Origin of the sequence: Dietzia papillomatosis NBRC 105045, assembly GCF_001570845.1 — a bacterium.
Taxonomy (GTDB): domain Bacteria; phylum Actinomycetota; class Actinomycetes; order Mycobacteriales; family Mycobacteriaceae; genus Dietzia; species Dietzia cinnamea.
The window spans coordinates 1-15140 of sequence record NZ_BCSL01000053.1; the positions used below are offsets into that span (position 1 = coordinate 1).

General features: G+C 62.7%; 13 protein-coding genes. 1 reads left to right on the top strand and 12 read right to left on the bottom strand.

The annotated features are described in order from the left end of the window. The first annotated feature begins 45 nt into the window (after positions 1-45). Positions 46-432, top strand: coding sequence for a transposase (locus tag DPA01S_RS16480; protein WP_198150802.1), 387 nt, complete (start codon positions 46-48; stop codon positions 430-432). Between the two features lie 1272 nt (positions 433-1704). Here DPA01S_RS16480 and DPA01S_RS14275 read toward each other — a convergent pair. From DPA01S_RS14275 to DPA01S_RS14330, 12 genes are all read right to left on the bottom strand, one after another. Beyond that, positions 1705-3288: a phytoene desaturase family protein gene (locus DPA01S_RS14275; RefSeq protein WP_031264381.1), complete on the bottom strand. Its 1584-nt coding sequence runs from the start codon at positions 3286-3288 to the stop codon at positions 1705-1707. A gap of 541 nt (positions 3289-3829) precedes the next feature. Next, positions 3830-4147, bottom strand: a complete 318-nt coding sequence (locus DPA01S_RS14280; RefSeq protein ID WP_017835249.1) for a DMT family transporter — start codon at positions 4145-4147, stop codon at positions 3830-3832. Beyond that, complete coding sequence (locus DPA01S_RS14285) at positions 4144-4509, bottom strand: DMT family transporter (protein ID WP_017835250.1); 366 nt, start codon at positions 4507-4509, stop codon at positions 4144-4146. The genes DPA01S_RS14280 and DPA01S_RS14285 overlap by 4 nt, the downstream gene beginning before the upstream one ends. Next, a complete protein-coding gene (locus tag DPA01S_RS14290; RefSeq protein WP_061917301.1) occupies positions 4506-5033 on the bottom strand; it encodes a TetR/AcrR family transcriptional regulator in 528 nt (175 codons plus the stop codon). The genes DPA01S_RS14285 and DPA01S_RS14290 overlap by 4 nt, the downstream gene beginning before the upstream one ends. A gap of 148 nt (positions 5034-5181) precedes the next feature. Further along, on the bottom strand, positions 5182-6186 hold the full coding sequence (locus tag DPA01S_RS14295; protein WP_017835252.1) for an AraC family transcriptional regulator: 1005 nt from the start codon (positions 6184-6186) through the stop codon (positions 5182-5184). A 122-nt stretch (positions 6187-6308) separates the two neighbouring features. Further along, a complete protein-coding gene (locus DPA01S_RS14300; protein ID WP_017835253.1) occupies positions 6309-7937 on the bottom strand; it encodes a phytoene desaturase family protein in 1629 nt (542 codons plus the stop codon). Positions 7938-8043: 106 nt separating this feature from the next. Further along, entirely contained in the window at positions 8044-8904 is an 861-nt protein-coding gene (locus DPA01S_RS14305; RefSeq protein WP_061917307.1) for an NmrA family NAD(P)-binding protein, read from the bottom strand. Positions 8905-9023: 119 nt separating this feature from the next. Beyond that, positions 9024-10517: an FAD-dependent monooxygenase gene (locus DPA01S_RS14310; protein WP_017835255.1), complete on the bottom strand. Its 1494-nt coding sequence runs from the start codon at positions 10515-10517 to the stop codon at positions 9024-9026. Between the two features lie 82 nt (positions 10518-10599). Next, positions 10600-12135, bottom strand: coding sequence for a fatty acyl-CoA synthetase (locus DPA01S_RS14315; RefSeq protein WP_061917310.1), 1536 nt, complete (start codon positions 12133-12135; stop codon positions 10600-10602). Between the two features lie 159 nt (positions 12136-12294). Continuing rightward, positions 12295-13323 carry a phosphotriesterase family protein gene (locus DPA01S_RS14320; RefSeq protein WP_017836053.1) on the bottom strand — a complete coding sequence of 343 codons (1029 nt, stop codon included), beginning with the start codon at positions 13321-13323 and terminating at the stop codon, positions 12295-12297. Positions 13324-13726: 403 nt separating this feature from the next. Next, entirely contained in the window at positions 13727-14017 is a 291-nt protein-coding gene (locus DPA01S_RS17680; RefSeq protein WP_202959097.1) for a DUF3817 domain-containing protein, read from the bottom strand. A 540-nt stretch (positions 14018-14557) separates the two neighbouring features. Further along, positions 14558-14980, bottom strand: coding sequence for a hypothetical protein (locus DPA01S_RS14330; RefSeq protein ID WP_198150806.1), 423 nt, complete (start codon positions 14978-14980; stop codon positions 14558-14560). Positions 14981-15140: the final 160 nt, after the last annotated feature.

A 15140-nucleotide genomic window follows, 5' to 3' on the forward strand; every position in this document is an offset into this window, starting at 1 on the left:
CCTACCAGCGCAAACCACAACCCGGAACGCTAGAACAGCGTCAACTTGTGGAAGTCAGGCCTGGCCGACATCCAGGTTCCGCGCCTCGGACGGGGTCGTCCGCGCACCCGCCCGGACGCGGTGATCGCGGACAAGGCGTACTCGTCCGGCACGATCCGTCGACAGCTTCGCAGCCGCAGTATCGCCGCTGTAATCCCCGAGAAGAGTGACACCATTGCCGCCCGCGCTCGGCGGGGAAGCCGCGGCGGCCGGCCGCCGAAATTCGACGTTGACCTTTACAAAGGGCGAAACGTCGTTGAGCGTTCGTTCGCTCTGTCCAAGCAGTGGCGCGCCCTGGCCACTCGCTATGACAAACTCGCGATTACCTACCGCGCCGCCGTCACACTCTGCGCAATCCTGACCTGGCTACGCCATTTGGGAGAGACGCCCTAGCTTCTCGCCAGTGCGCGGACCCACCGTGAGGTCTGTGACGGATGTGCGAGATGGACAACGTGTAGCCCGGGAAACCGGCCCTCCAACGTCGGTATCACTGGCTTGAGCTTCTTCCGCGTGCGCCAGCCCCATCGAAGAATGTGGTCTTCGTCGATGAGGAATTTCCATAGCGGCGGTTCGTAATTCCCGTTCCAAAGGTGCTCGCGCTGCAAGCGTCGGCAGACCGTCCGACGGATGAGGCGGGTCATCTGGATCCTGGTCGGGTAGTCCAGCCACAGGATGGTGTCAGCTCGGGACGCGATAAGGGGCCGCGCTTCGCGGTACTGCAATTCAACGACCCAGCAAGGTGTCGAGATCAGGTCCTCTACGTCCTCGAGAAATGTCTCTCGCCGGGTCCAGTTTGGGCCGTGGTAGAGACTGTCCAACTCGACGCGCTCGCAACGCAGGACTTCTGCCAGCTCATCGCACAAGGTCGTCTTTCCCGAGCCAGAGACTCCAGCTACCGCGATGCGCTTAGGTCCCCAGGTGATCCTGTCATCAGCATTGAGCACTGTGCCATTATCCGCACTTCGCATAGAAGCAGGATGCGGGCTCCCCTACATCCACTTACTCGCCCCATCCAGTGGGCCCGCTTAGCAATAGGAGACACGCCCTAGAGGCCAAGCAGTCAAGACGTTGCCGGGGGTTGACCAAGCTCGTATGAAGTCATGCTCGCCCCGGCCGACATGAATCGGACAGCGCCGTTGCCACCGGCCGGCGGACGAATCAGCTACAAGACAGGCCTCTCGGCCATCAGTCACATACAGAGTCACACGCGCCGACTACGAGTGACCTTGCCATCATCAACGTTACCTATTCGTGCGCTAACCGCACTGCCGCCGGCTGTCAGTAGCGAGGATTCTGCCAACCTTGTGACAATCGGCGACTGACATACCGGTGACAACAGGCTGGTGGGCCGGCAGCGTACTGACAGGCTGGCTGGTAACCGACAACCGTGTCGGTTGCCAAACAGTTTGTCAGTTTGCCAAACCGGTGTCAGCAGCGTGCCACGAGTTTGTCAGTGGTGGCTGCAAGTCTGGCAAGCAATACGGCGCGGATGTAGCGTCCCCGATCGAGCTAGCGACCTGTTGAGTTCGACGCAAGAGTCGGATCTGTCTTCCCCTGACCGCGCGATGCCCTCAATCTTCTTGACGAGCCGCCAATCCATTCCCTTTTCAGGATCGGTAGACGGATACGCGCCGCGCCTACGGAGAAAGGGCACGGCGGCCCTGGCTATTTCTTGACGCCGCTGAGGTTCTTCTTGATGAGAATCTGGGCTACAAGGTGTCCAGACCCGCCGTTGAGTCCGGCGCCGGGGTGCGTGGAGGCACCGACGTGCCAGACTCGGGGCACGTGCGTCTGGTGCGAGGCGTGCGGCAGTGGTCGCCATAGGAGGTTCTGGTCCAGCTCCGACGAACCGCTGTACGGGTCGCCCTTGACGGCATTGGGGTTAGCTGCGGCCAGCTCCGGTGGAGTGATGGTGTCGATTTTGAGGATGGTAGAGGTCAAGCCTGGCGCGTGCTCCTCGAGCCTGTTCAGGACGCGGTCAACATAGGCTGCGGTCGTTTCTTGTGACCAGGTGCCGTCGACATCGATGGTTCCTCCGGCGTCGCCACGCGGTTGCCAGGGTGCTTCCTGCAGTTGAAGCCAGAGGGCACCTTTGCCTTCGGGCACACGGTCCGGATCCAGGATCTGCTGGCGGCCGACAACGATTGTCGGTTCGGTGGGAAGGAGGCCGGCGTCAGCTTGCGCGCATGCGATTCCGGTGCTCGCCGAGCCATCGCTGACGTGAACGAGTGGAACGTCGGAAAGTCGTTCGTCCGCGAACTTCAGGGGCCGGTCCAGGGCGACATGAATTTGGATGGCCGCCCGACCGTACCGGTACTGCTGTGCTTCTCGCTGGATTCTCGGTGGGACGTCACTGAGCAGCGTCCCGTACAGTGCTTGCGGTGTGACGCTGGCGAGTACAGCGTGACGTGCGCTCACTAGCCCTTTGTCGGTAACGACTCCGGTAGCCTGCTGGTCGGCCACGGTGATGGATTCAGCAGTTCTGCCGGTCATCACCGTTACTCCGAGCTCGGCGAACAGGCTCTCGAAGGCGGCCACGAAGTTTCCTGCGCCGCCAGCCACGATGGGCAGACCAAATCCGTGCATCGTGGCGGCGAGGACCGGGATCATCATCCCGCCGGAAGCGTTGTCGGGCGACATCCCGGCGTGCAGTAGCCATGGCGCCCAGATTTGGTCCGCTTCGGTACCGTTGAACCGTGCCCTTGTGAATGACCGCCCGCTGGTCAGTGCGTCGCGGGCGAGCATTTCAACACCGTCGAGTTTCTGCTTGCGCAGTGCATCGAAACCCAGCTTCGCAAGGGTCTTCTTCGATCGCAGGTCTGACCCGAGGGCCCCGAACACTGTGCCTGAGCGTGCCCCCATCTCATCCAGCATCGCCACGTACGCATCTTGGTCGTGGGCTTCGGCGAACCCTTCGGCCGTGCGCTGGGGGTCTCGATAAGCGACCGAGGTAAGGTCGCGGGCGACGCTCCCAGTGAGGGCAGCGTCGGTGTTTCGATACTCGAGTCCGTGCGCATGGAGTTTGTCGCCGATTGCGGCGTAGGCGCCGCCGGAGACGAAAAGCGGATGCCAAGAAGAATAGATGTCATGTTCATATCCGGGCAGCGTTCGTTCGCCTGAGGCAATGAATCCACCTAGATTCTCATTGCGTTCAATGATCGCTACACGCCAGCCAGCCAAACCGAGCTCGGCGGCCGCGACGAGGCCATTTACGCCAGATCCGATCACAACTGCGTCAAAAGGTTCCATGATCTGTGCTCTCGCTTCCACTCGTTCCGCTGGCTCCAGGCTGCGTGTTGCAACCTCGGGCTGACTCTCCTTGGCGACGTCGGAGCGCCTGTTGAATCAGGCGGGCTGAGCACTCGACATGTGATGGGTACCGTTCAACCGCTCGTGCCCGACGCGTGTTCGATTGCTGATCGTCAAGTGCAGGAGTTCTGTGTTCAATGATCGGGCACCGGCGGCGTTCCCGCGGTCGATTTCGTGCATCGGGTCGGTCTTCGGCGGAAAGTGGCCGGAGCGCCGCGGAATTTGGCTGTGACGCGCATCTCCAGGGATCCTAACGTGAGATGCAGCGCACTGGCCTGCGGGTTTAAGAGGAGCCGAGTTCGGTCAGAAGAAGCTATTCCTGATTATGCAGACGGTGAAACACCGCATAGGAGGAATTGGCCATGGCAAAAGTGCCTACCGCACGCAGTGATCATCGCTCTCTGGCACCGAGGAACGGCAGTCGCTCGCGGCGTCGCGGTCGCGGACCACTTGGTGGACCGTCCGCTGTGTGCCTGGGTGCTCAGTAAGCGGCGCCGAGCTCAATTAGGAGTACGCCGCCGACAATGAGGATGACGCCGAGCCCCATCAACCAGGTAAGGGGCTCCCTGAACAGGAAACGGCTGATGATCGCCGTCAACGCCACCCCAGAGGCGGCCCAAATTCCGTAGGCGACACCGAGAGCCATGCCGGCGGCCAACGCCAACGACAGCATCGTGAACGCCAGTAAGTACCCGACGGCCACGCCCGCGTACCAGAGCTTTTTGTCCACAGCGATGCGCAGTGAGATAGTGCCGAACACCTCAAATGCGATGGCGGCGATGAGAAAGAGCCAGGTCATCGGGCCACCTCGCCCTTCTTGTTCTTGTGTCCCATCTGGGCGCCGAGTTCCACACACAGCACTCCACCGATTACGACGACGGTGCCGATACTCATCAGCGTGGTCAGCGGCTCATTGAAAAACACCATCGACAACAATGCCGTCAACGCGACCCCGGATGCGCCCCAAATACCGTAGGCGACACCAAGGGCCATTCCTGTGCGCAGTACCAGAGCCAGGAACACGAACGCCCCCACATAGCCGATCACGACGACCGCATAGAGAGCAGGCGCATTAAGCGCGGCCTTCAGTGACAGCGATCCCGCGACCTCCAATAGGATCGCGCCGACCAGCAACAGCCACCCCTTCGCTTGTCGGCTCACTTTGCCCCACCTTCGTCCAGCAATCTCATCGCAGCCGAATACACTGCGTCTTCCTCATCCCCGCGAACCGCCTGAATGCCAAGTCCTTTGTTGAACCACGCCCCGTCAGCCAGGAGCCTGGCGGCCCGCAGCGCACCACGCTGCCGGGGTGTCCCTGTGATCTCGGTCCCGAACCACGGGTCCATGCGTTGCGTCCACTGGGCTGCCAGCATTTCCCTCAGTCGGACGTCGACCAGCAGCGCAAGGTCGCTCTGGTCGAACTCTCCCGTCACCGCGTGCTCCACGTAGGCTCGCAATCTTTCGGCTGGGCTGCTGTCCTCTCCTGCCTGCTTGCGCAGCACTGTCAACCACCGATCTGCGATCCGGTCCACCACCGCCAGCACCAATGCCTCCTTAGTTTCAAAGTGGTGCACTACCCCTGGCTTCGTCAGGCCAGCCTCGCGCGCAACAGCATCGATCGCGAACGGCTCACCACGGCGCAGCACTTCGATCGCATCATCAAGAATCTCCGGTTTCGTGGCCATGCCACCACCCTACCGACCATATGGTAGGTCAGAGAGCTTCGACCGTCGTGGGCTCCAGATAGCCGGGTCGGAGTCGCTGTTGAGGATCGTCCAACGCGACAGCGATCCTCTGCTCGTGGACAGAAACGCGATCCGACAATGAGCCGACTCAGGTGCCGTTGTGAGTCTCCCCGGCGCGGAGGTTCTCGTGTGGGGTGGCGCCGAACTGGCGGCGGTAGTCCGCAGAGAATCTCCCGTAGTTGTAGAACCCCCAGCGAGCGGCGACGGCCGTAGCGGTTGTGTCATGTGGGGAGGACTGGATGAGTTCGTGGCGGGCTCGCTCCAGGCGGACCCGGTGTCGGTATCGCATTGGCGTTGTGCCGACATGGCGGGTGAACCCGTCTTGGAGTGCACGGACGCTCAACGCCACTTCGCGGGCGAGATCGGAGACGGATGCGTACTCGAGCGGATTCTCCTCCAGTGCCTCGACGGCCGCGCGGATCGGTCGGGGGCCGGTGAAGCCAGATGGCGCAGCGAGCGCTTCTGTGTAGTTGCTCGGGATGGAATGGATCAGACTGCTGACGGCCATTCGACTGAGGTGGTGTGCAGTTCGCGCGCGCTCCAGGACGCTGGCCTGTCCAAGTTCCATGCGGAGCAGGGTCATTATCGATTCCAACGCGCGAAAGGTGCCGACTGGGGGGTGGGGGTCGAACCGAATCGGTTTGAGCACTGTCCGCCCGAGGGTTTGTGCGATCTCGTCATGGACCAGCTGTGGGGCAAACCGCAGGGACGTCGCACTAGTGTCACTGAAGTAGTCGACGGCCGCGTCTTCCCCCGCAGAGACGACCACGCACTGGTGGCCCTCGGTGGCGATCTCCCGGCCGCCGAGTCGCGAGACAACCTGGCCGGTCGTGGAGATTAAGACGCTGTAGAAGGGGTTCTCTGGCAGGAGCATGGACGCGGTCGAGATGGAGAAGTTAGCGAACCACAGTCCAGGAAGCTGATGCTCTTGGAACCGGACATCAACGACCCTGTTCAGCGGCGGTGAGTCGACCCGCGCGTCTGGGTAGACCTGGCTGAGCCGGGTGGACAACTCCGCAGGATCGCTTGTGGTGACTGTCACTTCGGTCGGTGTGGGGGTGTTGTCGGCCGTCGAGGTCAGATGGGCATTCATGGTGCGCGTCACCCTTGATTGGAGTGATGAGTATCACGCATCAGTGTAGTCGCGGGTGTCGCCGCCATCAGGTGACTGGCCTCCCTTTGTTAAACGGGCAGGCCGCGGGACTGCCCGGGGTGTCACCGCGGCAGCCGTTTCCGGCGGGGGAGGGTAGTGCCTCGGACTAGTTGTTCCGCCGAGCGCTGGCCAGATACCGCGTTGACCCCTGCACCTGGCCACGTCGATGCGCCGGCGAGGTAGAGCCCGTCTATTGGCGTGCGGTAGCGCGACAGTGACATCGAGGGCCGCATGCCGATGAACTGGTCGAGGTGATGGCTGCCCGAGACCGAGTCCCCGCCGTGGAGGTTGGCGTTGCCGGATTGCAGGTCGCTAGGGCTCTCCGCCGCATGTCCGATGACTGACTCAGTGACTCCGGGAGCGTAACGTTCGAGTTTCTCCAGGATTCGCTGGACGAACGGCTCGGTCGCTTCGTCCCACGACCGGCCGGTGAGGTCGCCACCGGCGCCGTGCGGATTCGCGTCACCGGTGATCTCAGCGGGGACCATCCGGACTTGAATCCACACCGCGTGAAGCCGATCGTCCTCGCTGGTGTTGCGGCTCGGGTCGACGGTACTTGTTTGTCCGACCACTAACAGCGGTTCGTCAGGAAGAACCCCGGCGAGGGCCTGTTGGTAGGTGCGGGCCATGTCGTCGACGTAGGGCCCAAGATGCACGTAGGCCGAGTCCGCGAGACGACTGTCTTGCCATGGAATCGGACCCGAGAGTGCAAGGTGAAGCATGAAGGTCCCGGGCCCAAAGCGGAAGTTGTCGGCGGCGAGAGCCATCGAGGAAGGCACCGGCTGGTTGCGGAGCAGGCGGTGGACCACGGCCGGCAGCGTGGCAGTGGACAGGATGCCGTGACGGGCGGTGATGTGTTCCCCGTCTGCGAGTCGAACACCCTGGACACGCCCGCTTGCCACTTGGATCGACTCCACGGCCTTGCCGGTGTGGATAGGCACACCGCGGGTGGAGAGCATTGCGGCCAGCGCACGGGGAAGGTTGGAAGCCCCTCCTTTGACTACATTCATTCCGTGTTCGGCATCGGCGTACATCTCCAGCAGTGGGAAGATCGCCCCGGCCGCGACATCGGGAGCGAAATCGACGTGCATGCCCCATGCTGCGGCCATTGATCGGGCCTCTGGAGATGCGAAGTATCTCTCGCCCAGCGAGCGGGTAGTGGAGGTCATGACCTGCAGGAGTTCGGACACGCTGGTGTGCTGCCGTTTGAAGAGCACCGAACGGATCACTGACGCGGTGCTGCGCGACGGGAAGACGTTGCTGGATAGCGGGCCGTAACTGCTGGCAACGTCGGCGAATACCTCGCTCAGGCGACGCCAGCCCTTGGCATCCCCTGGATCGTGCTCCTCCCACATGCGCTGGTTCTCGTCGGCGTCGTCGGAGATCCGGATACTGGGTGCGTTGGGAAACGCCGAGGCATACGCGTGGCGACAGTGTGAGAACTCGAGACCGGCCGAGGACAGCTCATCACCGTAAGTGGCATAAAACGGTGAACCGAGGAAGAGGTTCATGTTCATGGCGTAGCGGTCGTGCACGAGACCGGGGCGCACTAGTTCACTGCTGCGGACCGCGCCGCCGATCTCGTCAGCCGCCTCCACCACAACGACCTTCAAACCCGCATCGGCGAGCGTGATGGCAGCGACAAGGCCCTGGTGGCCTGCACCGATGACGACGACGTCGGTTGTGGGCATCAAGATGTCTCTGTTCTGCGCTGGTGACCGCAGGGCGGTCGACGGTGGTGAATGTACTGGGTGCTCTGGCGTGGCTGCGCTGGGGCAGCCACGCCAGAGGCTGGTATCAACGCCAGTCGGCGAGATTGTCGGCGAGGTAGTCGGAGAAGGTTCGCGCCGGTCGTCCGGTGAAGCGTCGCACCGTATCAATGCGAGGGTTCAACAGGCCGGTGTCGTACATGAAATGCAGTCCGACCAATGAGTCGGCGACCCATCCGGGAACGCCGTCAGCAACGAAATTGGCGCGCGCTTCATCAACTGAGACCTTGCGATACTCAATGCTTGTGTCGAGCGCCTCGGCCACCTGGGCGGCGCACCCCGAGTAGGTGACTTCCTCGGGACCGGTGATGAGGATGGTCTCGTTCTGGTGGTTGTTCTCGAGCAGGACCTGGGCGGCAACTGCGCCGACGTCGCGAACATCAATCATGGTGATTCCGGCGTCAGGCCGCACGGCGGCCTCCATGATCCCGTTCGCTCGGATGCGACCGGCGAACTGCACGGCCATGCTCTGCATGAACGAATGTGGGTGCAGGATGGTGTAGTCCAGCCCGCTGGCGGCGATGTAGCGGTCGTTGACGACGTGCCAGCGGCTGAATCCGCAGGGCGAGTCGTCTGCGGCCGTGTAGACCGACAGCTTCACAATGCTGTCGACACCGGACTCTACGGCTGCGTCGACGAGTTTGTTCTGAACTTCGACCTGATCTTCGGCCGGCGGGGTCAACATGAACAAGCTGGTGACTCCCTGCATGAAGTCACGGACGTCCTCGTCGTTACGAACGTCGCCAATTACGACCTGCACGTTGTCGCCGCTCAGTTTCTGTGCCGATTCGGGACTGTGCGCGAGGGCCTTCACCGGGACATTAGCCGCGGTCAATACCTCCATCAATGGTGCGCCGACCTGACCTGTGGAACCGATAACCCCGATCATGGGATTCCTTTCGTTGCCGTGGCGGCTTGCCACGGATTGGTCCGCAGAATGCGAACCGCGTGTAGTGGATGAGTGTGCTTAGTTCGGTTAGAGGGCCGGCCGCTTTTTCCGGCCCGTGGTCACGTGACCGGTGCCGTTATCGCGTGCGCCGCCGACGGCCGCAGTGTATGAGAAAGCGCGTCGGCTGCTTCGGCGCCCGCACAGGTGGAGTCTTGGGTGTGAGTGGCCCAGGCGACGTAGCCGTCGGGGCGGACGAGCGCCGCGGTGACTGCCGTCCAGCCGGCTGTATCGATTGCGTCTGCATCAGCGGCTACCGTGTGCACATCCTCGAGACCTTCGAGTGTGAGGTCGTCGCGATGAAGCAGCACAAAGCGGGGACGATCGAGCTGATCGAAGAGGCTCTGTCCGGCAGGACTGGTGAGCTGCACGTCGGGAGCGCGGGTGCCAACGATGGGAAGAGAACCCTCGGGCGCCAGGTAGCGCACTGCCAGCCCCGACAAGCGTAGGGCGAGTTCGTAGTTCATCTCTGTCACCGAGCCAATGAGGTCGTTAGTCAGTGTGCGTAGACCTTGATCGCCCGGGGCGAAGGCTTTGATTACTGCGGTCTGAGCCTGACTGGTGGTCATCAGTGCTTGCCCGACAGGGTGGCGATCTGCGTGATAGCCCTCGAGGAGGTCTTCGTCGGCCGTTCCGTTGATGACGTGACCGAGCCGCCAGCCAAGGTTCAGCGCGTCCTGCAGGCCGATGTTGAGTCCGACTCCGCCAGCGGGGTAGTGAATGTGCGCTGAGTCGCCGGCCACGAAAACCCGCCCGTTTCGGTACTGCGACGCGAGCCGCGACGCGTCCCCGAACCGGGTCAACCAGACGGGGTCACGCATGCCGAAATCGTCTCCGGCCGTCCGGATCACCGTCTCTCGGAACTCGTCGAATTCGAGCGGGCCCTGTGGATCTTGGCGGGCAAGGTCGATGCCTGACACTCGATAGAAGCCACCGGGAACCGGTGCGACGAAGATGGCGCCGTGTTCACCGTGGCGAACGAAGCCGCGCTCGGGCGGAGAGTCGAGGTAGACCTCGCCGAGGAAGGACCAAAAGGTGACCTCTGAGCCGGGAAAGTCGATGCCGGCCGATTCGCGGACCACACTTCGGCCGCCATCACAGCCGACCAGGTACTCGACCTGTTCGGTGTAGTGCCCGTCGGGGCCATCGACCTCCAGCGTCACCTCATCGGCGGACTGACTGGCTGAGATGACTCGGTGCTCACGACGCAGTTCCGCGCCGGCCGAAAGGGCTGCGGATTCGAGCGTGTTCTCGGTGCCGACCTGCGGGTAGGCCAGCACGAATGCGTATGGGCTCGGCAGTTTGGAGTAGTCGATGCTGTTCGGCAGCATGGCGTAGTGGTGCCGGGGCAGCCTGATGCCGCCAGCGAGCATGTCGTCGGCCAATCCGCGCATGGTGAGGATCTCGATCGTCCGGGCGTGGATGCCGAGGGCCTTGGAATAGGGAGAGCGTTCAGCTGCTGCTTCCAGCACGACTGTGCGCACTCCCTGCATCTGCAGTTCCCGGGCGAGCATGAGCCCGACGGGGCCGGCTCCGGCGATGGCTACTGTGGTCACGGCGTTCTTCCTTTTCGCAGGACGCCTCACCCGACTGCGCCTCGTAGCGCGCAGTCGAGTAGAGGTGTGGCGGTGGGTCGCTTCAGGTAGTGGGAGAGACGGGGTCGCGGAGTTCTCGTTTGAGGAGTTTCCCGCTCTGGTTCCTGGGTAGGGCATTGACGAAGTGGATCGACTTGGGCACCTTGAACGGCGCCAGCAGGGTCTTCGCGTGCCCGGTGAGTTCGGTGTCGCTGACCTGCTGGTCGTCCCGGACCACGACGAAGGCGGTGACCGCTTCGATCCAGCGGTCATCGGGTATTCCAACGACCGCAACCTCGGCGACCGCGGGGTGCTCGTAGAGGGCCTCCTCGACCTCGCGGGGTGCAATCATCACGCCGCCGGAGTTGATGACGTCCGAGAGGCGATCGACGACAGTGATGTACCCGTCGGCATCTTTGGTGACCAGGTCGCCGGAGTGGAACCATCCGTCGCGGAAAGCTCGCTCGGTGGCTTCAGGGTTGTTCCAGTAGCCCAAGCACAACTGCGGCGACTGGTAGAGCACCTCCCCGGGCTCCCCGGGTTGGACGTCGTTCCCGGAGTCGTCGACGACCCGAGTGGTGACGAACAGGACCGATCGTCCGCACGATGCTGGCCGGGCGTCGTGTTCCTCAGGACGCAGCACGGAGGCCAGCGGGCCGATCTCGCTTTGGCCGAAGCAGTTGTAGAAGCCAGCGTTCGGCAGTGCCCGCCGCAGTTTCGCTAGCACTGGTGTGGGCATGATCGATGCGCCGTACTGCGCCTTTCGCAGTGCGCCGAGATCCCGGCGCGAAAGATCAGGGTGCTGGGAGAGCGGCACCCACACGGTCGGCGCCAGGAACAGGGAGGTGATCTGATCCTCTTCGATGCGACGGAGGATCAGCTCGATATCCGGCTTCCGGAGGAGTCGGATTGTCGTTCCGAGCATCAGGTACGGGACCGTGAAGATATGCATCCCGGCCGAGTGATACAACGGCATGCACACCAGCGGGCGATCCTGCTCGGTGAAGTCCAGCGCAGTGATCGTGGAGATGTACTCGCTGATCAGCGCCTGGTGGGACATCATCGCCCCTTTTGGACGTGAGGTCGTTCCCGAGGTGTACAGCAGCTGGACCAGATCACCGGGGGAGGCGGGGCTCTGCCACTGCGGTGCTGAGCCGCGCTGAAGTTCCTCGGTGTCCAGTATCCCGTTTTCGCGATCTGAGAATTCCAACACCTGTAGGGCGCGATCGGCGATGACAGAGCGTACGAGCGGTGTGAGATCCGGATCGGCGACAATGGCTGCCGCACCGGAATCGGTGATCAAGTACTCGAGTTCCCTGCCGGTCAGTGCGTTGTTGATAGGGACATGCACCACTCCCGCCCGCGAGCACGCCAGATACAGCATGACGTAGAACGCGGAGTTGCCGCCGAACGCCGCGACTCGGTCGCCCCGGTTCAGACCGAGCCGATGCAGGCGTGAGGTGACAACATCAACGGCGCGGTCAAACTCCTGGTAGGTCCACACCTGACCCTCGAACTCGATCGCCTCGCCGTCCGGGCTTCGCGATGCAGTCCGGCGCAGCAACCCGTCGACCGTGTGCGAGCGTGGATCTGAATACATCTGGTTTCTCCTGCAAATTCGGCGAATCCGGCAGGGTACGGGTGGGCCGGAGCCGAGTCGCTCGCTCAGGGAACGACCAGCGTCAGCTCACCCGCACCCTGCAGGTCGGTCGAGTGGGGTGGAGCACAGCGGGCTGGTGGTAAGCCCGCAGGCTGGGAGTCAGTACGTACCGCGGTCCCGCGTCTCGAACAGTCGGCGGGGATTCGCGACCGTAATCTGGTGGATCTGGTCATCGGTCACCCCGGCCTCCTGCAGCTGGGGAATGATGCGGCGCAGCACGGTTGTGTACGTCGGGTGCTGCCGCTCCGGCATGGGGCCCAGATCATGGAACGTGGAGTCATCCTGCGAAATGAGGATCTGTTCGAGATAGCCACGATCGATCAGTCCAGTAATGCGCTCGACGCGCGTCTTCTGGATCGCATTGCGGTAGTCCTCGGGCCATTGGTAATCGAGCGCGGAAGTGTCGAACGACAGGAACGAGCCCTTCTTCGCGACGGCCTCGAACTCCTCGAGTTCAACCGACGGATCCGTCCAGTCGACGTGACCGAATTTCACACGACTGACATCGACGTCGAGCTGTTCGAGGTAGTCCTGCTGGTCCTGGGCCACGCGGATTCCCAGCCCGATACCAGTGTGGGTCACGATGGGCACGCCAGTGCGACGGTGGGCTTCTGCAGCATGGCGCATCACCAACTTCACACCGTCCATCAAGCCATGGTGATCACTGGTGATCTTGATGGTGCCTGCCCGCACACCAGTGTCGAGAATCCCTTCCTCGATGTCTTTCACGAACAAGTCAGCCAGGGACGGCCATGTCGTTGCTGCTGTCTCGGGCAGCATGTCCATGAGCATGAATGGATGCGGGGCATCGGTCCACGTGTACCACCCGGTAGGCACGATGATATTGACGCTGGTCCTCTGCGCGATCTCCTTGAGCAATCGAACATCACGCCCGGCGCCGGGGATCACGCGGTCACTGATCGTGTCGATGCCAGCAGATTTGGCGTGCTCGAGCTGCTTCGCGGCTTCGGAGATGCGCTCCTCCCGTGCAATGGAAGCGAAGCCCATCTGCGGCCAATTGGCCTCGACCTCAGCCGTTCGAGGCCCAATCACACACTCAGTGACGAGCGTGAAACCTAGGTCACTGGAGTCGATCTCGTCACCGCGAGCAGTAGGGATCTTGGTCATGAAATACTCCTTGTCGTTCCCAGCGAACACCGCGGGATCTAGACGATTGGCCCGGCGACAAACGACGATCACGATCTGAATCGGACCTGCTCAGTAGCCGTACAAAGACCATAGGAGCCGGAGTGATAGGCATCACAGCCGATAAGCGCACGCAAACGGCCAGTTTCCGTAGCGCCGATCGGCGCCCGACCATTCGGGTTAGCCCTGCCGTGTTCTGCCGCATCCAGCCGAATGGTGTCTCGGCGCAGCGGAAGCCTTCGCGCACGACATGACCCAGCTCGCGGAAGATACGTGTGACGCGGTGTCCGGCCATGCCGGCGGCCGCGTGTGGATCGTCAAGCGTATCGATGATGATCGGCGAGCAGTTCAGGCCGCCGTGGGACCGGCGGCAATTGCCGGCCGCTCACGGTTGGTAACGGGCGAGGTGGTCGTGGCGGGCGAGCCAGCGCTCTAGCGGGATGGACACCAGCGGCGGGATCGCCGCGAGGACGGCCTGGAGAGCGATCCAACACTTCCAGCGCAGAACGACCGCGGCGACGATCGTCACGGCGAGGAAGGCGACGCCATGAAGCGTCCCGAAGATCTTCACGCCGACCTCGGTCGTCCTAGTGACATATTTGAGGAAACATGCCGACGAGCAACCCGGTCCAGGTGGCGGCTTCGACAAGGGCGACCGTCGCAAAGACGCGGCCACTCTGCGTCACCCCTCATTGTCACCGGCTGTCAGTGGCTAGGATTCTGCCAATCTCGTGACAATTGACGCCTGACAGGCAGGTGACAAAGTACTGGTGGACTGGAAGCCCACTGACAAGCTGCTTGAGAACCGACATGCCGCGCTGTCGGTTCTCAAACAATCTGTCAGTTTCTCACTGGGGTGCCGATTGATTCGCGGGAATTTGTCAACAGGCTGGCTGCCTCGAATCCAGCTGACAGCTGCTCCGTTGCAGTTCGAGACGCAAGGCGGGCCCTTCCACCGCGCGATGGAAGGGCCTGCCCGCTGCAACGCTCCACGCTGAGGGCTATGCGAACTGCGAGCCCTTTGCGATTTGGTCAACGAGCGTCATTGTCTCGACTATTGCTCGCGTAGCTTTCCCAACGAGGTCGACGATGTGGGTTGGGCTATTGTGTTCGTCGCACGAATCGTTGGGGTCATCCGTAATCCCCGAAGCGTCTCCCCGCCAGCGATGTCGGGACGATCCAGAACTCCCGCAATGGGTGAAAGCCGAACGTTCGCTTACACGTCGCGGCGGCGTTCTTCTTCTTCGAGTGGGCCATGGTGATCGTGGCGTTCAGATCGATGCACACAGTTCCTTGCCCAGGTCCGGGCCGGCTCCTGCCGCCCACGGCACCTGTTGTGCTGCGGCCCGGGCTGTACGCACGCGCGCAGATGCTCGGCGTCGACTCGGTCCAGCACCCGCCATGCGGTGGGCATCGAGGCCACCGGCCCGAACACGCCTTCACGGTCACCCAGGACCTGGATCCCGATGATCGGATCCGCGCCGTCGGCGACCGCCATGGCCAGATCGGTCAGCACCTGTCCCGACGAGTGGGCCCACGCACCGCTATAGGAGTCTTCCAGAGCATCATCGATCGCCTCGACCAGGCCGGTGTGCTCGGCCAACTCCCGCAGCATCGCCAACCCGACGTGCGAGACCACGCCACACTCATCAGCACTGACCGGCAACCGCCGGACCGACCCGTTCGACCGCTGGGCCGATATGGCGTTGTCGTGGCGAGGTGTCGTCTCATGTTGGGTCCGTCGAGTGCGATGATCTCGGCGCCGGCGACGATGCGGTTGAGTATTGATTCGGCGATGA